The following is a 24,526-nucleotide window of genomic DNA, read 5'->3' as shown; positions in this document are numbered from 1 at the left end:
GATGGGAGAGCAAGATTGGCGGCAATGGAGCCTGAAGGAGAAGGCGGGACAGTTATTCATATTCGGGTTCCACGGCTATGAACCGGACGAAGCGGTGTTGGCGCATATTGCTGAGTATGGGCTTGGCGGCGTTATCTACTTTAGCCGTAATGTGCAAAGCGCACAGCAGGTGCATGCGTTATCGGCTGCGCTTCATCAGGCGGCAGAGCAAGCGGGGCGGCCGCAGCTGCTCGTATCGATTGACCAAGAAGGCGGCATGGTATCGCGTATAGTAGACGGCGTAACGCTGATGCCTGGCAATATGGCCATTGGAGCGACGGGCTCTGAACAAGCGGCTCGCGAGACAGCGCGCATATGCGGGGAAGAGCTGCTAAAGCTTGGCATTAATGTGAATTTTGCTCCTTGCCTTGATGTGAACAATAATCCGGACAATCCGGTCATCAATGTACGCTCATATAGCGATCACCCTGATGTAGTCGGTCGTCTCGGCGTTGCGGCGGTGCAAGGGTACACAGAAGCGGGTGTTGCCGCAACCGTGAAGCATTTTCCTGGCCATGGCGATACCGCAGTGGATTCGCACCAGGATATGCCGGTCATCCCGCATGACCGCAAGCGCCTTGATGCGATTGAGCTTGTGCCATTCAAAGCCGCGATTGCGGCAGGTGTGGACGTGATTATGACAGCGCATATCGCGATGCCGACGCTTGAACCATCGGGCGTGCCGGCGACGTTATCGCCTGCCGTGCTTACAGGCCTGTTGCGAGAGGAACTGGGCTACGATGGCGCCATTATTACGGACTGTCTCGAAATGAAAGCGATTGACGACGGCTTTGGACCGGAGCGCGGGGCTGTAATGGCATTGCAAGCAGGCGCGGACCTTGTGCTTGTATGCCATACTTATGAGAAACAGCGCCGGGCGGTAGAATCGGTTGTCGCGGCCGTTGAACGGGGCGAGCTGTCCGAGCAGCGGCTGGAAGAGTCGCTTGCTCGCGTAATGGCGCTGAAAGCGAAGTACGGCACGGCGCTTGCGCCATGGGATAAAGTTGTTCATGAGATTGGAACTCCTGCGAACCGGGAAGCAGCGAAGCGTTGGAGCGAGGCATCGGTAACATTGGTCAAAAATGAGGGCGAACTGCTGCCGCTTCCTTCCGAAGCGCGGACGCTCGTTCTGTGGCCGGAGATCGTAGCTGTGTCGGAAGCCGATGAGCTGCTGCAGGGGGATGGCACATTAGGCGGCTATTTGGCCCAGTTGCTGCCGAATGTGGTGGAACGCAGGATGAATGAAGGCGATCCGCTTGAGGGGCTGGAATCGTTCGAGCGGATTGTGCTCGTGACGTATGATGCAGTGAAGCATGAGCTGGAGCGGACGATAGCGACAAAGGTGCTCCGCCGTGCAGCAGGGCGAACCGTTGCGGTATCGGTGCGCAATCCGCTTGATTTGAACGTATATCCGGAAGTTTCCGCTTATATCGCCGTGTATGAGTGCCGTCCGTTGGCGTTGTCATCGGCAGCCAAAGCGCTGACAGGTGCGCTTGTGCCGCAAGGGCGCCTGCCGCTTGGCGTATCGCCGGCTTATCCATTTGGTTGGAAGCAGGATTAGCGGCGGGATGGATTAAGAATAGCGATCAAATAGACATTCAAACGACTTTAGTTTGAATGTCTATATTTTTGCGATTTTAAAGTAAAGAGTGCTTCCAACTCACTTATATTCAGTTATAATGGGAATATATGTTCGGGGTGGGGGGCAGTTGTTTTGAAATTACAAACTGCACAAGATATCATTCAACTTGTACTAGCCGATGAATGGATGGTGGAGATATTGCATAACGCCAATTCTCTGAATTTGCCTGATTGGTGGGTATGTGCGGGGTTTGTTCGTTCTAAGATTTGGGATACGCTCCATGGCTTTAATGAAAGGACGCCAATGCCTGATGTAGATGTCATTTATTTTGATGCGGCCATAATAGATGAGAACGTAGAGAAACAATTGGAACAAAAGCTTAGAAGGATAAACCCGCAAGTCCCTTGGTCTGTCAAAAACGAAGCGAGAATGCATGTTGTAAATAATATACCGCCTTATGCTTCATCCGTTGATGCGATTTCGAAATTTCCTGAAACTGCTACAGCACTAGGGTTAACTTTAGACAAACAAAACAACGTTATTTTGGCTGCTCCTTGTGGGGTTCAAGATGTGTTAAATGCCGTGTTGAAACCAACACCTTATTTTGAACAAACAGAAGCAAGAGCAGCAATCTATGAGGATCGTGTTGTTAAGAAAAATTGGAAAAGCATTTGGGACATGGTAACCGTTCATCATATTGAACATATTGAACAAACTGCTGAATAGCAAATATGGCAAAAAAGCCAGCGCAGATGCGCTGGCTTGGCTTTTATAGTTTTCTAACGCCAAAAATCTACGCCGCATGCACTTGCACAGCCTTAAAAATAACTGCGCCGCTGCGGCTCCTTGCTGCGCAGCTCCCGATACTGAATCAGCGCATAACGTTGCAATCCAGCGGTATGGGCGATCGCAAGCGCACCGAGCTCATCGGCTTTCGCAAACTCTTCCTTGCGGAAAGCAGCATCCGCGTCGAGCGCATACAGCAGGCCCTGATGGTCGACTAATCGCTTCGCTTCTTCAAAGCCCTTCCAATCGTCTTGATAGAGGCGAAGAAGCGCTTTGCCCACATTGCGAACATCATTGTTATTTTGCATGTTAATATGCTTCTCTGCTTCATGCCACAGCCTATTCTCCATGGCAATATTAGCGCCTATAACGGCGCGGAGCTTATCATTCTTAATGCTGCCCAATCGGGCTGCTGCCGATTCAAGATGCCCTTCGAGCATATCAGAGATTGCGGCATAATATGGGTTGGAGCGGCTTATTCGTTGCAAGCTTCTCGCTACATAACGGTCGTTTCGCGAATAGCGAAGCGCATAATTAAGCGGAATAATATAAACTGCGAGCACGAGGACCAGAGCGCAGCCGAAAATGGCCAGCAACGTTTTCCCGTTTAATTCAGCTCCGTTGAACCCAAGTATGGCACCGAGGATCCCGCCTAGGACGAGCAGTACTCCCCATCTTTGTAAAAAACCCATGATGCGTTCACCACCTTATAGAGCGTGTTAAGTTACCTATCACACTATACACGACATAGCGCGGAATGAACCACATGTATAATTTACAATACGCCTTCCAATATTTTCTCCAGTTAAGGCTCGTTGCGGCTTAGCTCGTCCAGCGTTCGGCCAAGACCCGGCGCGAGATGGTCGAGGAACCAGTTCACTTCCTGCATGTGAAGCGAAGCAAGCTTCGCTTCAATCTCTACCTTTGCTACGGCAAATTCACGGTTGCCAGCGGCAACTTCGGATAAGCATTTGAGATAGGCATCGAGCAAATCGGCTGCTTTGAGCATGCTGTGCAGCTCGTTTTCTGCATATTCGGCTGCCGTGGGGCTTTCGCCGCGCTCAGATGGAATGCCTAGCAGCGGTCCGTATGCTTCGCGAAGCGGCTCAGGCACCATGCTGTGCAACCGTTCAGCTGCCATCGCTTCGATTTCGCGGAAACTAGCCAGCATTTTGGGATTATGATGCTTAACTGGCGTCGGGATATCGCCCGTAAACACTTCCGTCGCATCGTGAAACAGCGCCATTGCTGCTGCGCGGTCCGCATTCAATGAACGGCCAAATACGCGGTTGCCAATCTCGCACAGCATGTGCGCAAGCAACCCCACATGGAAGGAATGCTCCGCGACGCTCTCGCGTGTCGTATTGCGCATCAAGCTCCAGCGTTCGATATACTTCAATCGGTACATATAAGCAAAAAAATCGCTCTCCAACGCGAAATCTCTCCTTTATCGTTCCATTCTCCCGCCCTTCCGGACATGCGGGGGTGATGTTATGTATGCTATTATAAGGGTTAGGGAGTAAAGCGACTAGAGAGGAGATTTCGTACGATTATGCAACATTTTGAGGATAGCGTATACAAGCTGATTGTCGAAACATCTACGAACTTGCCAGGCGACGTGCGCGTTGCCGTCAAAGCAGCACAGGAGGCCGAGGACCGTGCAACGCGCGCAGGGTTGTCCTTGTCTACCATTGCAGAAAATATTGAGATGGCGGAATGCAACGTTTCGCCAATCTGCCAAGATACGGGCATGCCGACTTTCGTCGTGCATACGCCAATTGGCGCGAATCAGATCATCATGAAGCAAGCGATTCGCAGTGCAATTGCGCGTGCAACGAAGGATGGCAAGCTGCGCACGAACTCCGTTGATTCGTTAACGGGAGCCAATACAGGCGATAATCTCGGGCCGGGCACGCCGGTTATCCATTTTGAACAATGGGAGAAGGAAGACATCGACATTCGTCTTATTCTCAAAGGCGGCGGTTGCGAGAACAAAAATATTCAATACAGCCTGCCGGCTGAAATTGAAGGGCTTGGCAAAGCAGGCCGCGACCTCGACGGCATTCGCAAATGCATCATGCATGCGGTCTATCAGGCACAAGGGCAAGGCTGCTCGGCAGGCTTCATCGGCGTAGGCATCGGCGGCGACCGCACGACAGGCTACGAGCTGGCGAAGCAGCAGTTGTTCCGTCATGTGGACGATGTGAATCCAATTGCGGATCTTCAGAAGTTAGAAGAGTATGTGTTAGAAAATGCAAACAAGCTTGGAATCGGCACGATGGGCTTTGGCGGCGCAGTGACGCTGCTCGGCTGTAAGGTCGGCGTCATGAACCGCTTGCCTGCAAGCTTCTTCGTCTCTGTTGCGTACAACTGCTGGGCATATCGCCGCCAAGGCTTGCTGCTCGATGGGGCAACGGGCGAGCTGAAAAGCTGGATTTATCCGCAAGGCTCGGAGCTGCCGATGAACGCAGCTTCGGAGAAGGAAGCAGTACAAGCTGTTGCTTTATCGGATGAGGAAGAGAGCCGTGAGGTTCGCCTGACGATGCCGCTGACGGAAGAGCAAGTCCGCTCGCTTCGCGTCGGCGATATCGTTATTCTCGACGGCGAAATGCACACGGGACGCGATGCGCTGCATAGCTACCTGATCAATCATGATTCGCCAATTGACCTGAACGGCGGGGTTATTTATCACTGTGGCCCAGTTATGATGAAGGATCGCGAAGGCGTGTGGCATGTGAAAGCGGCAGGGCCAACGACAAGCATTCGGGAGGAGCCTTATCAAGGCGACGTGATGAAGAAGTTCGGCATTCGCGCCGTTATCGGCAAAGGCGGCATGGGCGCCAAAACGCTGAAGGCGCTGCAAGAGCACGGCGGCGTGTACTTGAACGCAATCGGTGGCGCAGCGCAGTATTATGCGAGATGCTTCAAGAAAGTGAATGGCGTACACTTCCTGGACGAATTCGGCATTCCTGAAGCGATGTGGCATATGCAAACGGAAGGCTTTGCAGCAATCGTAACGATGGATTCGCACGGCAACAGCCTCCATGCGCAAGTCGATACGGATTCCCGTACGAAGCTGGAGCAGTTCAAGGAACCCGTTTTTAAATAGGGCAAATGCTGGGGGGACCCAGTCGCTTGCTAAAGCGGAGATAGGGCAGAGAAACCTGCCCTAAACGCGCTGAAGTCGGCCAAACGCCTGAATAGGGCATAGAAATCTGCCCTATTCGGGCGCAAGTCGGCCAAACGCCTGAATAGGGCATAAAAAGCTACCCTAAACGCGCGGAAGTCGGCCAAACGCAGCATAAATGGCTCAAAATAATGAAGAAGGCGGTGCAGGGACAACCCTGCACCGCCTTTCTTCATTCAAGTAACGATTAAATAAGAGCAACTTACTGCCTCCACAGTGTGCCTGCGCCGGATCAGGCAGTGCCACGCTGCGCCGGAGAATTAGTTATTAATGTATTTTTCGAAAACAAACCCGAAGTCTTTGATCTTATACTCTTCGAGTTTCTCGATTTTCCAATTGAAGACCATCAGGTTGATTTGGTCAAATTGTGTCGAGAGTGCGGCATTTTGCGGCATGGAGTGGCTCAGCGTTGCTTTGGCAACTTCTATGCTCTCATCAGCGATTTTCAAGTAAGTGTTGTTGTGCGCTTTAATCTCCGAAATTTTGTACAACGCTTTGTACAAGTCTTTCAGCGACTCGAGCTGGCTCTTCTTTACATCAATGGAGAAAGGCGTTTCACCGACCACGAACTTGATCTCGACGTCCATATCGACCGTGCCGGCAGTTTCCAAGAAAACGTTCGAGATTTTATGTGTGCTGTAAGCATAACGTTTGAGCAGCCGTTTGGAGCTGAGTGCACTGTCGCCATCCAAGTGGATCAGCGCGAGGTTGGTGAAGCAATACTCGTCTTTTTTGGATTTGATGACGAAGAAGATTTTCTCATCGTCTTCATGAAACACATAATCGTCCGAGTCTACCTTGTCATAATCAGCAGGAGACACGATTTGGCCAATATCACTCAATCCAAAAGCTTCAGATGCAAATTTTTTAAACAAAAGAATCAATCCTCTCTTTTTTTAATCGACCAGCAGCCGCCGAACGTAACGTTCTTTGAGCACCTGGCTATGATGCAATTCATGGCCCGCGATGACGGCTACCGCAGCCCGGACGGTCAAGGCATGGTCATAGAGCGTCGCACTGCGTACCCAGGCCTCCTCGGGGAGCCCATTAAGCAGATGAATCGTCGCTTTACGGACAACGCCGAACTCTTCCAATAAATTATGAAATGGAATGCGGTCGAATTGGGCGGCTCCTACGAATTGGTTCTCGTCATAACCGGCATAAGCCAAACTATCGCCGCGTGCGATCCGGAGCAACCGATATGCCCAGATCCGTTCATTGTCCGTAATGTGTCCGAGCACTTCCTTAATGCTCCATTTGCCATCGGCATAACGAAATTCAGATTGCTCTTCGTTAATCGGCTCAAGCAGCGCGGATAACTGTTCGGACTGCTGTGCAAGAATATCGGCAAAGTTGCCTTCAGGCACAAGTTTCGTATAGCGTTCAAAATAAGGGGCGTACTCGCTTGGTTGCAGACGTTCGTTGGTAGACATCGGTTACTCCTCCATTCCTATAATTAGACATTACTATAAGGAAATCCGATCCATTTGGCAATAAAATGTTAATGCCTGCCCATGAATGCCTGCATGAATGCAGCTAACGCTTCGCAAGCTGCGGCCGGAACGGCGTTATAAACCGAAGCGCGAAGGCCGCCGACGCTGCGGTGGCCTGCCAGCCCTACGAAGCCCCGTTGCTCCGCTTCTAATACGAATTGCCGCTCGAGCTCCTCACTCGGCAGCCGCCAGGTTACATTCATATCTGAGCGGTGTTCTGGATCGATCATTCCTTTGTAAAATCCGCCGCTCCCGTCGATCACCGAGTAAAGCAGAGCTGCTTTGGCTCGGTTACGCTCCTCGAGATGGCCGATCCCGCCTTGCTGCTTCGTCCATTGGAGCATGCGCTCTAATACATACAGCGAGTGAACAGGGGGCGTATTGTATAACGAATCGTTGCTGGCATATGTTGCATAACGCCATATAAGCGGTATTTGTTTCGAGCAGCGTGCAAGCAGCTCCTCACTAAGGATAACGGCGGTAATTCCCGCCGGACCGATGTTTTTCTGCGCCCCGGCATAGATCATATCGAACTGGCGATAATCGATTCGGCGGCTTAGCAAATCACTTGTCATGTCTGCGATAAGCGGTACGCTGCCTGTCTGAGGAATCGCGTTGAAACGCGAGCCTTCAATTGTGTTGTTTGTCGTGATATGCACATAAGCCGAGTCCGAAGGAATTGCAATGTTGCCTACATCAGGCACTTGCCGCCAGTGTATCGCTTTGGTGCTTCCAGCAATGCGAGTCTGTCCGATGAAACGGGCTTCCTGCACGGCCTTCTCCGAGAAGCTGCCCGATAGGATATAGTCCGCTGTAGCGCCCTCAGCCAGCAGGTTCAATGGCAGCATCGCGAATTGCATGCTGGCGCCGCCGCCCATGAACAGTACGCGATAGCCGCTAGGAAGTTCCATTAGCTCGAGCAGCAGTTGCTCCGCGGTGGCGGCCAGCGCCTCAACCGGTGCACTGCGATGCGACATCTCCATAATAGAAATGCCTCGCCCGCCGAATTCCACAGTCGTATCCCGCACTTCCTCAAGTACGCTTAGCGGCAGGGCAGCCGGTCCCGGATTAAAATTGTACAGCCTTGCTTGCATGTCCCCGTTCTTCTTCATTCCGATGCGCCTCCTTCAAAATAAACAAAAAACGCCCCTCATCCCATTGGGACGAGGAGCGTATGCTCGCGGTGCCACCCAAATTCGGAGAACGGTTTCGTTCTCCATCTTTGATCCGCTATAACGGGCGGGCCCGGTTAACTTAGGACAGCACGCGCGGAAGGCGCAGGCTTCTTGGCGAAAACGCCTCGAGGTTGGATTCCCGTCATCGGCATAGTGCATGTAATGAAGTTGGTGCCATTATAATCCGCATCCAGCTTCTGGTCAATAGGTGAATCTGGTATACTGATAGGAATGGATTCCGAGAGGGGAATGGCGTGTGGCTTTTAATCGATGGTTTGAAAAATGGATGTTTCTGCTTATCCCTGGCTCGCTAGTTCTAGGGTTTCTGTGTTCGCATGTGTTATCGCCATTTACAGGCGCAGTGCCTTATTTGTTCGCATACGTCACGTTAACGATGGCAATTGGCTGCGGGCTGTCGCAGCTTAAGGAGGTTATGCGCAGGCCGGTTGTAATGGTGTGGACATTTGCATTGACGCATATTCTAGCTCCGTTTATTGCATACGGCATTGGCTCGGCTTTTTTTGGCTCAAAGTCGCCTTATGTCGTTGGGCTTGTCTTATTCGCTATTATTCCACTAGGTGTTTCCTCTGTCTTATGGGTGGGCATGTCAGGGGGCAGCGTACCGCTTATGCTAGCGCTGGTCGTACTGGATTCTGCGCTTAGCCCCCTCGTCGTTCCTGCGGGCATTCATCTGCTGTTCGGGGAAGTCGTGCAGATCGATACGATGCGCCTCATTCGAGATCTTGTGCTTATTATTGTTGCGCCTACCGCCGTCGGCGTATTGCTGCATCAGCTGTCGCGCGGGCGGCTTCAAGCTAAAGTGCAGCCGTATGCAGCGCCATTGTCCAAGCTTTGTTTTGTCGGTGTAGTTGCGCTTAATGCAGCCGCGATTGAGCCGCATGTGCAGCAGCTGAAGGATGATATGGTGCGTTTAGTGCCGCTCTGTATTCTGTTAGTAGCGATCTGCTATGCGATTGGCTATGTCGGGGCCATGCCGCTGCGAAACCAAGAGACTCAAGTTACGATGTCATACGCTTCAGGAATGCGCAACATCTCGCTTGGCATCGTCCTGGCTATGGGCTATTTTAGCCCACTGTCTGCGGTTCCTGTCGTGCTGTCGATTCTGATCCAACAGCCGATGGCGACGCTGCACCATTATGTTTTACAAAAACTTAACAAACGTGGTGCTGGCGCATCCTCGCCCCTGCATGTACGATAGAAATCGTATGTTGAACAAACGCGACGAACGGGGGATGACACGAAGCATGAATCACTTTCGCACGCGGTTAACGCTAATCATGATTGCATTAATCGGCTTATCCGTGCTGGCATCGGGCCTTATTATGGCACAGACTTTCAAACGCAACCATATTCACGCTTTAGAGGAAAGCATGGTACGGGAAATTCATATTATCGCTTCGAATACGCAATGGGCTTCGGATAATGTGGAGCTGGGCTCACAGTATAGTTACTATACCGAGATCGCCAAAAGCTTGAAGAAAGATGCAGGGTCACGCGTCACCTTCATACGGGCCGATGGTGTCGTATTAGGCGACTCTGATCATGACCCTCATGGAATGGACAACCATTTGCAGCGTGTCGAGGTACAGCAAGCGCTGCATGAAGGGGTTGGGCGGGGAATACGGCTCAGCGACACGGTTAATCAAAATATGCTGTACGTTGCCGTGCCAATTACGAAGGGCAATCACCAGTATTTTATCCGGCTCGCCATGAGCCTGCAAGATGTCGAACAGAGCGTTCGCGACCTGTGGACAGCACTCATTATTTGGCTTCTTGTCCTGTTTGTCGTCGCAGCGCTGGTCAGCTACCGCATTGCGCTTGGCATGACACGGCCACTGGAGCAAATTACGAAGGTGGCTAAGCGCATACAGCGGATGGATTATCTTGCGCGGGTCGAAGTGAAGAAGAATGATGAGATCGGCGATTTGGGCTATGCGATTAATGCGATGGCAGACAGCTTGCAGGTACAGATGGAGCGCATTCGGCAAAATGAAAGCCAGCTGGAGAGCGTGCTCGACAATATGATTAACGGCATCATCATGATTGATCGAAGCGGGCACATCGTGCTTCTAAGCCGCAGGGCTGAAGAAATACTCGGCATATCGGCACGCGAGATGGTTGGCCGCCATTATACGGAGGCCCGGCAACAGCATGAGCTGTCGCAGCTCATTTCGGAAGCGTTCGATAAACAGGCTTATATTCACGAGGAAATGACGTTCTATTATCCGGAGGAGCGGCTTCTTGAGCTGAATATTGTGCCGATGCTGCAGGACAACGATGATTTTGTTGGGGTGCTGCTTGTGTTGCAGGACGTGTCGGCGATCCGGCGGCTGGAGCGGATGCGCAGCGAGTTTGTTGCGAACGTCTCCCATGAGCTGAAAACGCCGGTTGCTGCGGTTAAAGGGTTCGCTGAGACGCTGCTTGGCGGCGCCGTTAACGATGAAGAGACTGCGCGTTCGTTCCTGCAAATTATTTATGATGAGAGCGAACGTCTCAATCGGCTTATCGGCGATATTTTGGAGCTGTCCAAAATCGAATCCCGGCGAGTGCCGCTTATGTTATCGCCAGTGGAGATGGATTACTTCGCAGCGAAGACGGTCCAGTTAATGGAGGCGGAGGCCACTCGCAAAGGGATTACGCTGGAACTGAAGGCCGATGGCGAAATCTATGTAGAGGCTGACGAGGACCGACTGCGCCAGATTATGATGAATTTGCTTTCTAACGGCATTAACTATACGCCTGAGGGCGGCAAAGTGACAGTGACAGTAGAGCCGGTGTGGCCAGCTTCGACAGGCGTTTCGTTGCTTACCGATGAGGGGCGCGATGATTACGACCGGATTCGCATTACGATTAAGGATACGGGCATTGGCATTCCAAAGAAGGACTTGCCGCGCATATTCGAACGCTTCTACCGAGTGGATAAGGCCCGTTCCCGCAGTTCAGGCGGCACCGGGCTTGGCTTATCGATCGTGAAGCACTTGGTTGAAATGCATAATGGATCGATAGCCGTAGAGAGTGAAGTGGGGGTCGGTACCAAATTTATTATCGAACTTCCAGTGCTGCACCCGTAGCTGTTGCAGAAAAGCTTGACCGCTCTTTACAAAAACGTGATAAAATAGTTTTAAAATTGTAATCAACGCAAATTGTCGCTAGCCGGCGATACGCGAGTTGGAGGTTTCCATGTCGCATAAGGTGCTTGTCATCGAAGATGAACCGACATTAGCGCGTCTGTTGTCGTATAACATGACCCAAGAGGGCTATGAAACGACTGTGATTGACCATGGCGCCGAGGGGCTGCAGGCTGCATTGCAGCACAGCTTTGACCTGATTATTCTGGACATTATGCTCCCAGGCATGAATGGATTCGAGATCTTGACGAAGCTGCGCCAGAATGGCATTCGAACGCCGATTATTATTTTGACGGCACGCAATGCAGAAGAGGAAGTTGTGCAGGGCCTGAAGCACGGCGCGGATGACTATATTACGAAGCCGTTCGGAGTAGCGGAGCTTCTGGCAAGGGTATCAGCGGTGCTACGGCGGACGCAGTTGGATGAAGGGAAGTCGGCTATTGAGTCGAATGAGAAAGTGATCTCGGCTGGTGAGCTCTCGATATTCCCTGAAAAGTACGAAGTCATCTTGAATGGCGAATCCGTTCCGCTGCGGCCCAAAGAGTTTGAAGTGCTGCTTTATCTCGTCCAGCGCCCAGGCATGGTCGTAACACGGGATGACCTCATGAATATTGTGTGGGGCTTCGACTACATCGGCGGCCAGCGCACGGTTGATGTTCATGTTAGCTCGCTGCGCAAAAAGCTGGAGCTGGGCCAGCAATCGGTGCAGATTGAATCGATCCGCGGAGTCGGCTATAAGCTGGTCATGCCCAAGAAACTCGGTTCTTCATCGAAATGATGAGGGTACCGGGTTTTTTTGGTTATAGATAAATGTTAAGCCGGCATTAGGAAAACAAAATAATTTTTAACGGTTATTCGTTTTTGATCCTAATAGTCTTGCCTTATAGTATGGGGAGAACGTACAACGGATCGGAATAGGCAACAGTTCGCAAGAACAATTCTCGGGGAAAGAGGATCGAATGAACGGACTTGAACAATTGGAAGATGAGCAATGCCGGTTGACGAAGCGGGAGTTTGAAGTTGTTTCGCTCCTCGTGTTCAATGGCTATTCGAATCAGGAGTTGGCGGAGAGTTTGTGCATTAGCGAGAAGACGGTGAAAAACCATGTCGCTAACATTTTTCGAAAAATGAATATTAACAGCATACGGAAGCTGATGTCGATCTGCATGAGCAATCTGTTAGCAATAGACGAGATCGGCGGCGGAACGGCAGAAAGCCAGAAGGAACAATTGAAAATAGCGTTGCAGAAAACGATCCAGGCGTCTTGATGCAACAAAAATAGAGGGGGATGCCCCCTCTATTTTTTTATATATTTGTAGCCAACGCCCCAAACCGTTTTGATATACTGCGGTTCCTTCGGGTTCTGTTCGATTTTTTTGCGAAGATTCGTAATATGCACATCGATGGCACGTTCATTAATATAGGAATCGATGCCCCTGATCGCATTGATCAGTTCTTCACGGCTGAACACCTTGCCCGGATTGTGGTACAGCAACTTAATAATTTCGAATTCGGAGAAGGTCGTTTCGATCTCATTCCCATTGCAAATAAGCAATCGGCGAGCCATGTCCAACACGAGCGTCCATTCGTCAGCGCTTGGAGCCGCTGGCGGAGCGATATTGGCTGATTGCATATTTGTGCGGCGCAGCACAGCCTCGATCCGTGCCTTTAACTCCTGCATGCTGAACGGTTTGCATAAATAATCATCTGCCCCTTCGCTTAGCGAGAGAATCCGCTCAGACACTTTCGTTTCTGCTGAGATGACGATAATTGGAACCATCGTAAATCCTCGTAGCATCGCGCATGCATTGATGCCCTCTGTATCCGGCAACATCAAATCTAAGAGAACGACATTAGGTGCAAATTCTTGTAGTGCGCGCAGCCCCTCGCCAGCGCTTGGTACGCGTGTGACTTCATACTGCTCTTCCGTTAGATACAGGCTCAGCATGTCACCAAAGATGTTGTCATCTTCAATAATTAGTACTTTCGTCATGAATGCCCCCGCCTTAAATGAAACATTGTTAGCAAAACTAATACTTTCCTAATATTTCATAGGTAAGATCATTATATAATGTCGAAATATGCTCGTCTATTATAATTTGGATATAATAGAATAAGACTTTAGTTGGAACCTGACAGGAGGCAGCCGTATCTTATGTTTGAGCACTTGATATTAAATCTTTCCTTGTTGGCCATCTTTACGTTCATCGGTGTACAGCTGTTTCAACAAAACTTTGTCCGCCGCCGGTCAAATGCTATAAAGATGTTATCGGTCGGTATATATATCGGATTAATAGGAACATCGTTGTTATTTTTTAGCGTCCCATATCATACAGATGCTGAATTGGACTTACGCTCCATCGCGCTATTAGTCGCTGTCCATTTTGGTGGGGGAATATCGGGGTTAATTACGCTCGTGGTGATGACAATGCCAGAGGTGCATGATCCTGCAGTGTGGTTGAGGGCAATAGTGGTTGGCTTGTTCGTCCTGCTCGGAGCAGTCGTATTGAGAAAGCAGGTGCGGTCTTATTGGTACCGCTGGACCTTGCTGTCCCTTATGCTCGTATTCATCTTCATGGCGGCATGCTGTGCCGCAGGTTCCGAAGGGTTTGACCGGCAGCTCGGCGCTTTCGTGCTGACTAGTTTTTTCGGCAACCTATTTATAGCAGCATTACTGCGTTACCTCATGAAAGTGGACGATTGGCAAACGAAGCTGAAGGAAACGAAGGACGAACTAAGCAGTACGCTTCGGCTGCAACATGGCATTACGTTTAAGCTCATTCGAGTGGATGGACAGTTTCAATATAAAATGATTAGCGGAAAGCTGCTGGCAAGGCTCGGAATGCCAAATCGGCCGGAAGAGCATTTTTATGAGGATATGAAACCTTTTACGCTTCTTTCAGAAGAGGCTTCCCGCCGATTGGAGCGGCATTATGAGCGGGTATGGGAGAGTGCGGCACCTTTTGCGTTTGAAGGCATGCTTGGCGGCACCAACGTATGGGCTACATTGGAGCCGATTATCGAGGATGGCGCCGTCACTTCCATCATTGGCGGAGTAGTCGATATTTCGGAACGGAAAGCGGCGGAACGCAAAATGATCGAGAGCGAGGAGCGGTATCGCTCGCTGGCGGAAAATCCGCAGGATTGCATTTTGGAGCTGGATCAGGAAGGCCGCATTTTGTTCGCCAATAGTTATTTTTGCAAGATTGCCCGAATTGAATCTGAGTTAGCTGCTGACCAGCACTTGTTTGGCTTGAAGCTTATTTTTAACGAATCCCAGTGGAACAAACACTTGAATGAGACCGCGACATCCGGCAAAAAATCGCGATTTGAGACGAGCATCGTGCTCATGGATGGCCGCGTAAGCGAGTATTATGTGACGATATCAGAAATCAAAGGGCCATTGGAAAGCTCCAAATCAATGATTTGTAGCATGCATGAGATTACCGAATTGAAACAAGCGGATCAGGAAAACCAGGCGAAGAGCCGGTTCTTAGCGAGGGTAAGCCATGAGATTCGTACGCCGCTCAATGGCATTATCGGCATGACGCAGCTGATGCAGCATACGGAGCTGACGGACATTCAACAAGATTACGCTCACAAAATTTTATCATCGTCCCATTTGCTGCTCGGCATCATTACGGACATTCTTGATTTATCGAAAATTGAAGCAGGCAAGCTCAATATGGAGCAGCTCGAATTCCAGATTGATGAGCTGTTATATGAGCTGACCAGCACGCTTGGAGTGCTCAAGGGCATTAAGCAGATTGAGGTTATTCTGGAGTCGGAAGCGGGACTGCCGGATAAAGTTGTGGGCGACCCGATGCGCTTGAAGCAAATTCTAATGAATTTGTGCAGCAATGCGATCAAATTTACCGAATACGGCCACGTATTGGTGCGTGTAGAACGTGTGATTGAAGCCGATGGCATTGTAAGGTTAAGCTTTACGGTTGAGGATACTGGAATTGGGATGACGGATGACCAGATTAATATGCTGTACGAGCCATTCTGGCAAGCCGAGTATGCGAGCGCTAGCAAGCTGGCTGGAACAGGGCTCGGGCTGCCAATCGTGAAGGAGCTCGTGCAATTGCTTGGCGGTGAGCTGCATGTGGAGAGCAGCCCAGGCATCGGAAGCCGCTTCCGCTTCGAGATGGAATTTGAGGTGCGCCAGCAAGGGGATCGTCTCCAATGGCTGCTTCCTTCACAGGACGAGCCTTACCATATTCATATCGTGGAGGATTATCCGCTGATGCGAGAGGTGCTGGCTCGCTCATTGAACTCCTTTGATTGCCGAGTGACTGCATCATCAAATTGGGAATCGCTCTATCGTTTCCTCGATAAAGCCGAGCGTACAGGGGAACGGATTCATTGCCTGATGTTGGATATGGAAATGGATGATATGTATGGGGAGCATACATGGAATCAGGTCATGGGGCTTATTCGCGACAAGGAGATTGCGGTTATTACGTTTACTTCCGCGTATGCGCGGGAGGAGATTTTGCATATCATGGGCGATCGGTATGCGGATGCCTTGCTTAACAAGCCGACTAGCCGCTTGGAGCTGTTCCGGTCGCTGCACCGAATTGTCCATCGCAAGGAACAATTTGTCGAAGATGAGATGAAGGCTTCTCGTGATTATGGAGCATCAGAGGGACCGGAAAGGGCACATCCAGCAGTGGCCCGCAGAAGCGTTCTGCTTGTAGAAGATAATGTAATTAACCAACAAGTGGCAATTGAACTGCTCAAGATGAGAGGGCTGGACGTGCATGTGGCTGGCAACGGGCTGGAAGCGTTAGAACTGCTGCAGCGCCAAGCCGTCGACCTCATTCTTATGGACATGTATATGCCGCTCATGAATGGTTACGAAACATCCAAGCGGATCCGGGAAAATTCGGCATATGCGGAAGTGCCGATCATTGCTCTGACCGCTAATGCGATGCAGCAAGACCACGAAACCTATTATGAGGTCGGCATTAATGAGATTTTGCTTAAGCCGCTTGAGGCGGAACGGTTAAACCATTGTTTGAACAAGTGGCTCGCCCCACGCTCAAGCAGCAAGAGGGCAATAGAGCAGCGCACTGCTGATGAGGTCATTCAATTAGGCATCCAAGGCATTGAGGCAGGAAGCATTCTACAACGGCTGGAAGGCAAAGTCTCCATACTCATGCATATCCTTCATTTGTTCAAGAAGGAGTATACTTCATTCGCTGATCGCCTGATTGGCCATATGGAAGCCGGACGTTTCCGTGATGCCGAGCGCGAGGCGCATACGTTGATCGGCGTGGCCAAAAACTTATCTGCACATCGCCTTACCGTTACAGCGATTCAGCTGGAGGCGACGCTGCTCGACAGCCCGGCGGCATATCGAACGGCACTGGAAGCCGCTGTAGCTGAAATAACGAATATTATCGATTCCTTGCCAGAGAACCTATGATGGCTTGAAAGCAGAACAGAAGTGAACCGTTTTCCGATTTTGAATCGGGGGACGGTTTTTTTTATGTAGATTAATATCTATCAAATAGTTACAGAAGAACTTTTTTAACAATTAATGCTTATACTTCAAATTGAGAACACGGAGGTGTAACGATGAATTTGTTGCCTTACTATAGGAGTCAATTCATTGCAAATTGTATACAGCATGAGACGGATTGGCGCGAAGAACTGCTAAGCGGCATGGTTAGCCATTGGCATCGCAAGAGGGACCGGTTTGACGAATTGTTCCAAATCTCGGTTCGGGAGGATCAGGTATGGTTTGAATATTCCATTACGATTCTTAAGAAATACGTTCGCACAGAGCAGCTTTCAGGGCTGTCGGCCCGATGCAACGAGGAATATATCCTTCTTACGTATGCAATGGACTGTGAACAGATCGGCGGCTCGGTATTGCGGTTTATGTTCAAAGCGAGAAGCGAGATCGCTCAGAAAATCGATTTCACAGATGCGAATGATTATTGCGGGAGGCAAGATAAAGTCGTGTGAGGGGGCTGAACGTGGATCGGTATAGAGGTGCTGATGCTGCAACGCAATATATCCAGCAGGTGTTGGATGTTCAAGGCGGAGACGGGAGAACGATTGCGTTGTTGTACATCGGGCTGGATCAATTTAAGCGAATTAACCAATCATTCGGGCACAATATTGGCGATCAGCTTCTATACAGCATAGGGAGAAGATTGCATCGGCTTGTTACGCTTCATGCACATGCGGTTCGAATAGGCGGGGATACGTTCGTCTATCTGTTTGCTTATCAAACGGTTGATGATATTCACGAGGTGATTGAGCAGCTTCATGCGCAATTGAGGTTGCCCTTCCGGATGGGCGAACAAGACATTTATATCGGAGCAAGTATCGGCGTTAGCCGGTTTCCAGAGCATGCGGACAATGCTGAACAACTAGTGAAGGCAGCAGAGATGGCGATGGCCGACATCAAGGAGCAGATAGGAAGCCGTGTACAGATGTATGATGAGAAGCTGAATGAGAAGCTGGAACGAAGGTTTCAGATTCATGCCGAGCTAGCTAGAGCTGTACAGCAATGGCCGTTCACGCTCTATTACCAGCCGATCATAGAGTTGGAGGATAAGCGTCCCGTCGGGATGGAATGCCTAATTCGATGGTTTCATCCGGTGCTTGGCGCAATTCCGCCGAGCGAATTCATTCCTTTAGCAGAGGAAACAGGGCTTATCGCACCGATTGGCATGTGGGTGCTGGAGGAAGCCTGTGCGCAAAATAAGCAGTGGCAGGACGCAGGACTGCCTCCTATTGTCATGAGCGTTAACCTATCCTCTCGGCAATTTTACGACCCTAGTTTCCTTGGCGCGCTGATCGGCATTTTGCGGCGAACGGGCCTTGCGCCCCAGTGGCTCGAATTGGAGATTACGGAAGGTGTCATGATGGACATCCACGCGGCTCTGCCGATTCTCAGGGAGTTAGGCGCGCTTGGCATCCAGCTGGCGATTGATGATTTTGGCACGGGCTATAGCTCGCTTAAATATTTAAAGGAGCTGCCGGTCAACAAGCTGAAGATTGACCGATCGTTTATTCAACATATTGAAACCGATGCGGTACATGCGGCAATCGTTCAAGCATTACTGGCGATGTCCGCACAGCTCGGCCTTCACGTCGTAACAGAAGGTGTTGAGCGTCCCGAGGAGCTGGAAGTGCTGCAGCAGCTGGGGTGCAAGTTCGCCCAAGGTTACTTATTCAGCCGGCCTGTGCCTGCTGAGGCAGCATTTGAGCTATTGCAAGGAGTTCCGATATCGCCTTAAAGCTGTACAAAGAGCTGAATTAAGCCGTGATTTCATTGCATTTGTTTTCATCCCCATGCTACGATCAACTTATTCATCCATTTATGGGAGCTGGGGCGTTTTCTTATGAACACCAATGTACTTATCTACTTCGGCCAATATAGCGCGCTGCTAATTGCGTTAATTATTGTGACCCGATGGATCTATCCATACTTGTCGAAATCCGTTGTCGGATGGAAAACGATTAGCTTCGGGCTTCTTTTTAGCATCTTAGGGCTGCTCGTCATGCAGATGCCCCTTGAGACGAAGCATGGGCTTCATATGGACGTGCGATTAGTCAGTGTCGCGCTCTCCGGCATTTTTGGCGGTCCATGGTCGGTGCTTATCACCTCGATTATTGTTGGAGGTTATCGCATATCGCTAGGCGGCGCTATCCTATTCCCGACCGGAGCTTTAATTGTTACCGCTATACTGAGTGCGGCTGCTTATCGCGTGCGGCTGCGCAATGAGAAGCGTTTCCTATACATAGCATGGGCGCTTGGCTTGGTTATTGGGATTCAGACCATTCTATGGTCATTCCTTGCCCCTGCAGAAAGCATGAAGCTGTTCCAAAGCGAGTTCGCTACAACGTTTATTATTTTTCATACGATTGCCGTACCGCTCTTCTACTCTGTTATGAATTATGAGATAAAGCGGTATGAGACGGAGCAGACGCTTATGCACTATAAGGAGCATCTAGAAGAGCTTGTTGCGGTTCGGACGCAAGAGCTGGCCGCCAACAATCATGAACTGGTCGAAGCGAAGTTATCTGCTGAAGATGCGAATCGGGCAAAAGGCGAGTTTCTTGCGAATATGAGCCACGAAATTCGTACGCCGATGAATGGCATTATTGGCTTGAACCACTTGCTTCGCCAGACAGAATTGACGGAACAGCAGCTGGATTATTCGAACAAGATGATGCTGTCCGCGAACAATTTGATCACCATTATTAATGACATTTTGGATTATTCCAAAATTGAAGCAAACAAAATCGTTCTAGAGCATATCGATTTCGACCTGTTCGAGGTGCTCCATAACGTTTCTAATATAGTGAATGTGAAAGCGCACGAGAAAGGGTTGAATTTTCATTTCTCGATCCATCATGAAGTGCCCCAGATGCTGGTGGGCGACCCGCACCGGTTCGGGCAAGTATTAGTGAATCTATTAAACAACGCGGTCAAATTTACGGAGCAAGGCGAAGTTACGGTTGCGATCGACCGGCTGCCTTCGGAAGGTGCAATGCTGCTTCGGTGCGCTGTGCGCGACACGGGGATCGGCTTGTCACAGGAGCAGCAGTCCAAGCTGTTCCGCCATTTTACACAAGCAGATATGTCAACAACCCGGAAGTATGGGGGCACGGGCCTTGGCTTGGCCATTAGCAGGGAGCTTGTGCAACTGATGGGAGGCACGTTAACGGTCGAGAGCGAGCTTGGCCGAGGGAGCTGTTTTACGTTCACGGCGAAGCTTGCGCCCTGCTCGCAAACATTTGCCCATATTCAGCCTGAAAATCCGTTAAGCTTCCTGCATGTCCTGCTCGTATGCGATGAGCCAGAGATGCTAAAGGTGCTGCGAAGCCAGTTAGAGCAATTTCAGTTTCATGTCACTGTGGCGGAAACCGAGCATTCGGCAATCCAGCAGCTGTATAAGGGGACAAGGCATGATCTTGTTATTGTCGACTGGAAGCTGGAGCATGCAGACCCCATTCGGCTAGCTGAACGAATGAGGCAGTTTGGTTCATCGCCGATGCAGGTGATTGTGCTTGTTAGTGCGTATCATGACCTCTCGCTTCAACAACGGGTTCGCCATACGCCGATCGAGAAGGTGCTGTATTATCCGATGAGCCAGTCTCAGCTATACAATGAGCTGGTTGGTTTTTTCCGCAAGCATGTATTGGATAAACAGCTTCCGGGACGGGAGTTAAATCATGCTGAGAAATACCCGGCACTTCGCAATGTGAACATTTTATTAGTTGAAGATAATGACATTAACCGGCAGGTCGCATTCGAGATGCTCCATGGGATGGGAGCAACCGTCTGCCTTGCCTCTAACGGCGTTGAAGCGTTAAGGCAGCTGGAAGATAAACGATTTGATGTCGTTTTGATGGATTTGCAGATGCCGGTAATGGATGGCATGGAAGCATCACGACGGATTCGGGAGCGGGAGGACTTGAACAATATGCCGATAATTGCAATGACCGCCGATGCGATGAAGGGCGTGAAGGAAAAGGTGCTGGAAAGCGGGATGAACGCGTATCTTACGAAGCCGTTTGATCCTGCTTCGCTGTATGAGCTGCTGCAGCGATTGATGCCAGAACGTGAGCAAACGGAGCAGCCTGTTCGCGATACGCCAGCGATACCCGATCAATTGCCTGGGCTCCAGCTGAAAGAGGCGATTCATCGGCTGGGCGGCAATGTTAGGCTCTATCTGGGGATCTTGCGCCGCTTCGCAAGCGATCATGCGGGGGATGTTGGGAAAATCCAAGCGGCTCTAGCGGCTAGCGATAATCGCCAAGCAGAGCTATTGGCGCATACGCTCAAAGGGGTAGCGGGCAACTTAGGCGCAGTTGAGCTAATGGATGCGGCAGCAATGCTGCATGAATATTTGCGTAGCGATGGAGCTGAACATACGGTTCAGCTAGTGGGCCAATTGGACGCGCATCTTAGCCTTGTGCTTCAATCGATTGAGGAAGCTGCACCGTCGTTGGAAGCAGCCATGCGGGGAACAGCATGAAGGATACAGGTGACGTAAAATATAACCCCATTATCGGCTCGTTGTCCTCGCGCACAGGCGACCGGACCCAGCAGTCCAACCAGGCTGTTGCAGAACAATGCTTAGCTGATCCGGCTTTGCTCATGCCGATCGCGGAAGCGCTAAGCGGCAAGGACAACGCATTGGTCGGTGATTGCTGTGAAGTGATGGCGCTCGTTGCTGCCCAGCAGCCGGAGCTGGTTGCACCGTATACATCACTTATCGTGGCGTTATTGTCAAGCAAAACGACGAAAGTAAGATGGGAAGCGATGCATGCCTTCTCCTTAGCTGTACATCTCGTTCCAGAGACGGCAGTGGGGATGCTTACGCAACTGCAAGCAATTATTCAAACGGATAAAAGCGTAATTGTGCGGGATTACGCGACGGATGCTTTGGGGAATATGGCTAGAGCAAATAGGGAAGCAGCGCAGTCGGCTTATCCATTGCTTCGGGAGGCGCTGCTTGCCATGGATGGCAAGCATGCGGGACGGGCGCTTGCGGGGCTTTGCCATGTGATTGCATCGGTTCCAGCATTAGCGATTGAAGCCCGTGCCATTGCGGAAGGCTATCTCGAGCACGGCAAGCCAGTTGTTCGAAAAGCGGCTAAAGCGCTGGCGAAAGCTTGCGATAAGAGTAGCAGGTAAACCAAAAAGGGTGTCCCTAAAGTGTTGTGAACTTGGGGACACCCTTTTTCGATCGATATGTGAAACAATGAAAAACGCCTGTTGAACATTCTAACGGACTGAGGAGCCGTTATTTGACTCAAATTAGTCGAATTTGTGTTCTAACGGACTGAGCCGCCGTTATTTGGCCGATTTCGCCTTCTTAAGGCAGCAAAATGGCTAAATAACGGCTGTGGTGTCCGTTACGTTTGCAACGGGCACTTTTGGAGGGGAATAGCGGCTCTGGAGTCCGTTAGAAAGAGGCCAAGTTGCCCTTGGCTGCTGGCTTCTGCTGAAGCTCTTACCCACGGCCCCATGCGAGCATCTTTTTCTGGAATTCCTTCGGCGAGCAGTCATTGTACTTCCGGAACATTTTGTAGAAATGCGCCATGTTCGGCATGCCGATCCGTTCGCCAACTTCCGAAATGCTAAGATCCTTCGTCAGCAGAATCCGTTCTGCCCACTTGATCTTGCGGTAGTTCACATATTCAGTGAACGATAAGCCGATTGATTTTTTGAAAAATTTGACGAAGTAGTAATAGCTCATATTCGCAAGCTTACACACCTCTTCGACCTGAATGCGATCCGTCAGGTGGTCTTCGACGAACGTAAGCACCGGCCGAAGCCGTGCGCGGTCGAAGTCGTCTTGTTCGCTGAGCACATTGCGCGTATCGTTCCGAAGGACGATCAGCAGCAGCTGCTTGATGAGCATGCTGACGGCGATTTCGTATCCGATCTGCTTGTCCGTTGCTTCGCGTAGAATCGCACGAATGCAGTCCGCAGCTTCTTGCCGTACTTGCGGATTCTCACGGAAAATATAATTGGCCTGGCTCAGAGGGTTCTGGGCCTCGGCAAAATAGCGCATAAACGGTATGGTGCTGCCGTCAAAAAATTGCTCCAGGTCAAACTGCAGCACGATATAGTCAAGCGGAGAGCTATAGCTGCGATCGCGGTGAAGCTGGGAAGAACCAATTAACATGAGATCGCCAGCGTCTAATTGGAATTGGTCTTCTTGCACATGCACTTCGAGCCCGCCTTCGTTGACGAGCAGCACTTCCACCTCCCGGTGGTAATGCCAGTTGATGTAAGCATCGTGATCCCGCATTGTCGAGTAGATGCGCAATGACAATAAAGGGTTTTCATAAGCGACTTTCTCGTTGTATATCTCCAATGGCATTTCCTCCGAATGACAAAATCGCATAAAAGCATCGCTACAACAAACATACCATTATCATACGCGCTGAACTATACTAAGTCTAGTGTTCAGGCAAGCCAATAACACATGAACAGCTCTGAGGAGGATTTGTCAATGACTAAATTACGCGTCGGCATTATCGGGTGTGGCGGCATTGCAAACGGCAAGCATTTGCCAGCACTCGCTAAAGTGAATGAAGTTGAGATCGTAGCATTTTGCGATATCGTGTTGGAGCGTGCAGAACAAGCCAAAGAAAAATACGGCTCCTCTGAGTCGAAAGTATATGAGAACTACGCTGATCTTCTGAAAGACGGTTCGATTGAAGCGGTGCACGTGTGCACGCCAAACGATTCGCATGCTGAGATCGCGATCGCAGCAATGGAAGCTGACAAGCACGTGCTGTGCGAGAAGCCAATGGCGAAGACGGCAGCAGACGCTCGCCGCATGCTGGAAGTGGCAAAGCGTACAGGCAAGAAATTAAGCATTGCTTACCAAAACCGCTTCCGTTCGGATAGCCGCTACCTGAAGGATGCAGCTAATGCAGGCGAGCTCGGCGAAGTATACTTCGCGAAGGCGCATGCGATTCGCCGCCGTGCAGTTCCTACGTGGGGCGTATTCTTGGACGAAGAGAAACAAGGCGGCGGACCGCTTATCGATATCGGTACGCATGCGCTTGACCTCGCGCTTTGGATGATGGACAACTACAAGCCTAAAGCGGTTCTCGGCCGTGCATACCACAAGCTGTCGCAACGCGAGAACGCAGCGAATGCTTGGGGTCCATGGGATCCGAAGCAATTCACAGTTGAAGATTCCGCATTCGCAATGATCACGATGGAGAACGGCGCATCGCTCGTGCTGGAATCCAGCTGGGCGCTGAACACGCTCGAAGTTGATGAAGCTAAAGTGACGCTTTGCGGTACGGAAGCGGGCGCTGATATGAAAGGCGGCCTTCGCATTAACGGCGAGAGCAACAGCCGCTTGTATACGAAGGAAATCGAGCTGAACAGCGGTGGCGTTGCTTTCTATGAAGGCGAATCCGATGATCCAGCCGTATTGGAGCAACGCAACTGGGTGGAGCATGTGCTCAATGACAAGGAGCTTGTCGTGAAGCCAGAGCAAGCGCTCGTTGTGTCCGAGATTCTCGAGGCAGTTTACGAATCGTCCCGTACGGGCAAAGCGGTATACTTCGAATAGAAGCTAGTTGAATAGACGCTCGTGCGAATGCGCGGG

Annotated in this window: 20 protein-coding genes; 13 read left to right on the top strand and 7 right to left on the bottom strand. The window is 50.6% G+C overall.

Annotated elements, in window-relative coordinates; all coding sequences use genetic code 11:
* The first annotated feature begins 1 nt into the window (after nucleotide 1).
* The gene (gene nagZ, locus GON22_RS10825) at nucleotides 2-1,600 is read left to right on the top strand and encodes a beta-N-acetylhexosaminidase (protein WP_160396110.1); all 1,599 of its coding nucleotides are present in this window, start codon (nucleotides 2-4) and stop codon (nucleotides 1,598-1,600) included.
* Between the two features lie 153 nt (nucleotides 1,601-1,753).
* Complete coding sequence (locus GON22_RS10820) at nucleotides 1,754-2,347, top strand: nucleotidyltransferase family protein (RefSeq protein WP_160396109.1); 594 nt, start codon at nucleotides 1,754-1,756, stop codon at nucleotides 2,345-2,347.
* 92 nt (nucleotides 2,348-2,439) lie between these two features.
* Here the strand turns inward: GON22_RS10820 and GON22_RS10815 are convergent, their stop codons facing one another.
* A complete protein-coding gene (locus GON22_RS10815; RefSeq protein ID WP_160396108.1) occupies nucleotides 2,440-3,099 on the bottom strand; it encodes a hypothetical protein in 660 nt (219 codons plus the stop codon).
* 113 nt (nucleotides 3,100-3,212) lie between these two features.
* Nucleotides 3,213-3,839: a 5'-deoxynucleotidase gene (gene yfbR, locus GON22_RS10810; protein ID WP_160396107.1), complete on the bottom strand. Its 627-nt coding sequence runs from the start codon at nucleotides 3,837-3,839 to the stop codon at nucleotides 3,213-3,215.
* Between the two features lie 120 nt (nucleotides 3,840-3,959).
* Between yfbR and GON22_RS10805 the strand changes: the two genes are divergently transcribed.
* Nucleotides 3,960-5,516 carry a FumA C-terminus/TtdB family hydratase beta subunit gene (locus tag GON22_RS10805; RefSeq protein WP_160396106.1) on the top strand — a complete coding sequence of 519 codons (1,557 nt, stop codon included), beginning with the start codon at nucleotides 3,960-3,962 and terminating at the stop codon, nucleotides 5,514-5,516.
* A gap of 338 nt (nucleotides 5,517-5,854) precedes the next feature.
* Here GON22_RS10805 and GON22_RS10800 read toward each other — a convergent pair whose 3' ends face one another.
* The 3 genes from GON22_RS10800 to serC form a co-directional block, all read right to left on the bottom strand.
* Nucleotides 5,855-6,469, bottom strand: coding sequence for a PH domain-containing protein (locus tag GON22_RS10800; RefSeq protein WP_160396105.1), 615 nt, complete (start codon nucleotides 6,467-6,469; stop codon nucleotides 5,855-5,857).
* 21 nt (nucleotides 6,470-6,490) lie between these two features.
* Nucleotides 6,491-7,027 (bottom strand): DinB family protein, encoded by a 537-nt coding sequence (locus GON22_RS10795; protein ID WP_160396104.1) that lies wholly within the window; start codon nucleotides 7,025-7,027, stop codon nucleotides 6,491-6,493.
* Nucleotides 7,028-7,095: 68 nt separating this feature from the next.
* Nucleotides 7,096-8,181: a 3-phosphoserine/phosphohydroxythreonine transaminase gene (gene serC / locus GON22_RS10790; RefSeq protein WP_160396179.1), complete on the bottom strand. Its 1,086-nt coding sequence runs from the start codon at nucleotides 8,179-8,181 to the stop codon at nucleotides 7,096-7,098.
* 337 nt (nucleotides 8,182-8,518) lie between these two features.
* On the opposite strand from serC, the gene GON22_RS10785 reads away from it, so the two are divergent.
* From GON22_RS10785 to GON22_RS26430, 4 genes are all read left to right on the top strand, one after another.
* Nucleotides 8,519-9,481, top strand: coding sequence for a bile acid:sodium symporter family protein (locus tag GON22_RS10785; protein ID WP_336604291.1), 963 nt, complete (start codon nucleotides 8,519-8,521; stop codon nucleotides 9,479-9,481).
* 46 nt (nucleotides 9,482-9,527) lie between these two features.
* Nucleotides 9,528-11,354, top strand: a complete 1,827-nt coding sequence (gene pnpS, locus GON22_RS10780) for a two-component system histidine kinase PnpS (RefSeq protein ID WP_160396103.1) — start codon at nucleotides 9,528-9,530, stop codon at nucleotides 11,352-11,354.
* Nucleotides 11,355-11,463: 109 nt separating this feature from the next.
* Nucleotides 11,464-12,189, top strand: a complete 726-nt coding sequence (locus GON22_RS10775) for a response regulator transcription factor (RefSeq protein ID WP_160396102.1) — start codon at nucleotides 11,464-11,466, stop codon at nucleotides 12,187-12,189.
* Nucleotides 12,190-12,319: 130 nt separating this feature from the next.
* Nucleotides 12,320-12,679 (top strand): LuxR C-terminal-related transcriptional regulator, encoded by a 360-nt coding sequence (locus tag GON22_RS26430; RefSeq protein ID WP_160396177.1) that lies wholly within the window; start codon nucleotides 12,320-12,322, stop codon nucleotides 12,677-12,679.
* Between the two features lie 29 nt (nucleotides 12,680-12,708).
* Here the strand turns inward: GON22_RS26430 and GON22_RS10765 are convergent, their stop codons facing one another.
* The gene (locus GON22_RS10765; protein WP_160396101.1) at nucleotides 12,709-13,404 is read right to left on the bottom strand and encodes a response regulator transcription factor; all 696 of its coding nucleotides are present in this window, start codon (nucleotides 13,402-13,404) and stop codon (nucleotides 12,709-12,711) included.
* Nucleotides 13,405-13,566: 162 nt separating this feature from the next.
* Here GON22_RS10765 and GON22_RS10760 point away from each other — a divergent pair, with 162 nt between their 5' ends.
* From GON22_RS10760 to GON22_RS10740, 5 genes are all read left to right on the top strand, one after another.
* Nucleotides 13,567-16,845, top strand: coding sequence for a hybrid sensor histidine kinase/response regulator (locus GON22_RS10760; RefSeq protein ID WP_160396100.1), 3,279 nt, complete (start codon nucleotides 13,567-13,569; stop codon nucleotides 16,843-16,845).
* Nucleotides 16,846-16,997: 152 nt separating this feature from the next.
* Nucleotides 16,998-17,390, top strand: a complete 393-nt coding sequence (locus GON22_RS10755; protein WP_160396099.1) for a hypothetical protein — start codon at nucleotides 16,998-17,000, stop codon at nucleotides 17,388-17,390.
* 11 nt (nucleotides 17,391-17,401) lie between these two features.
* Nucleotides 17,402-18,673 (top strand): EAL domain-containing protein, encoded by a 1,272-nt coding sequence (locus tag GON22_RS10750; protein ID WP_160396098.1) that lies wholly within the window; start codon nucleotides 17,402-17,404, stop codon nucleotides 18,671-18,673.
* A 105-nt stretch (nucleotides 18,674-18,778) separates the two neighbouring features.
* Complete coding sequence (locus GON22_RS10745) at nucleotides 18,779-21,421, top strand: response regulator (protein ID WP_160396097.1); 2,643 nt, start codon at nucleotides 18,779-18,781, stop codon at nucleotides 21,419-21,421.
* A complete protein-coding gene (locus GON22_RS10740) occupies nucleotides 21,418-22,083 on the top strand; it encodes a hypothetical protein (protein ID WP_160396096.1) in 666 nt (221 codons plus the stop codon). The genes GON22_RS10745 and GON22_RS10740 overlap by 4 nt, the downstream gene beginning before the upstream one ends.
* Nucleotides 22,084-22,402: 319 nt before the next feature.
* Here GON22_RS10740 and GON22_RS10735 read toward each other — a convergent pair whose 3' ends face one another.
* Nucleotides 22,403-23,278 (bottom strand): AraC family transcriptional regulator, encoded by an 876-nt coding sequence (locus GON22_RS10735; protein WP_336604290.1) that lies wholly within the window; start codon nucleotides 23,276-23,278, stop codon nucleotides 22,403-22,405.
* Between the two features lie 132 nt (nucleotides 23,279-23,410).
* Between GON22_RS10735 and GON22_RS10730 the strand changes: the two genes are divergently transcribed.
* A complete protein-coding gene (locus tag GON22_RS10730; RefSeq protein ID WP_160396094.1) occupies nucleotides 23,411-24,490 on the top strand; it encodes a Gfo/Idh/MocA family protein in 1,080 nt (359 codons plus the stop codon).
* Nucleotides 24,491-24,526 lie beyond the last annotated feature (36 nt).

This window comes from Paenibacillus sp. MMS18-CY102, assembly GCF_009789195.1.
Lineage (GTDB): Bacteria > Bacillota > Bacilli > Paenibacillales > Paenibacillaceae > Paenibacillus_T.
Note: the sequence above shows the minus strand (reverse complement) of the source record. Positions and strands in the feature narration are given on the sequence as shown.

What these genes read in the sequence shown, in the direction of transcription:
- nagZ (WP_160396110.1), top strand. Translation starts at nt 2, where the DNA reads ATGGGAGAGCAAGATTGGCGGCAATGGAGCCTGAAGGAGAAGGCGGGA.
- GON22_RS10815 (WP_160396108.1), bottom strand. Translation starts at nt 3,099, where the DNA reads ATGGGTTTTTTACAAAGATGGGGAGTACTGCTCGTCCTAGGCGGGATC.
- GON22_RS10805 (WP_160396106.1), top strand. Translation starts at nt 3,960, where the DNA reads ATGCAACATTTTGAGGATAGCGTATACAAGCTGATTGTCGAAACATCT.
- GON22_RS10795 (WP_160396104.1), bottom strand. Translation starts at nt 7,027, where the DNA reads ATGTCTACCAACGAACGTCTGCAACCAAGCGAGTACGCCCCTTATTTT.
- serC (WP_160396179.1), bottom strand. Translation starts at nt 8,181, where the DNA reads ATGCAAGCAAGGCTGTACAATTTTAATCCGGGACCGGCTGCCCTGCCG.
- pnpS (WP_160396103.1), top strand. Translation starts at nt 9,528, where the DNA reads ATGAATCACTTTCGCACGCGGTTAACGCTAATCATGATTGCATTAATC.
- GON22_RS10775 (WP_160396102.1), top strand. Translation starts at nt 11,464, where the DNA reads ATGTCGCATAAGGTGCTTGTCATCGAAGATGAACCGACATTAGCGCGT.
- GON22_RS10765 (WP_160396101.1), bottom strand. Translation starts at nt 13,404, where the DNA reads ATGACGAAAGTACTAATTATTGAAGATGACAACATCTTTGGTGACATG.
- GON22_RS10760 (WP_160396100.1), top strand. Translation starts at nt 13,567, where the DNA reads ATGTTTGAGCACTTGATATTAAATCTTTCCTTGTTGGCCATCTTTACG.
- GON22_RS10755 (WP_160396099.1), top strand. Translation starts at nt 16,998, where the DNA reads ATGAATTTGTTGCCTTACTATAGGAGTCAATTCATTGCAAATTGTATA.
- GON22_RS10745 (WP_160396097.1), top strand. Translation starts at nt 18,779, where the DNA reads ATGAACACCAATGTACTTATCTACTTCGGCCAATATAGCGCGCTGCTA.
- GON22_RS10740 (WP_160396096.1), top strand. Translation starts at nt 21,418, where the DNA reads ATGAAGGATACAGGTGACGTAAAATATAACCCCATTATCGGCTCGTTG.
- GON22_RS10735 (WP_336604290.1), bottom strand. Translation starts at nt 23,278, where the DNA reads ATGCCATTGGAGATATACAACGAGAAAGTCGCTTATGAAAACCCTTTA.
- GON22_RS10730 (WP_160396094.1), top strand. Translation starts at nt 23,411, where the DNA reads ATGACTAAATTACGCGTCGGCATTATCGGGTGTGGCGGCATTGCAAAC.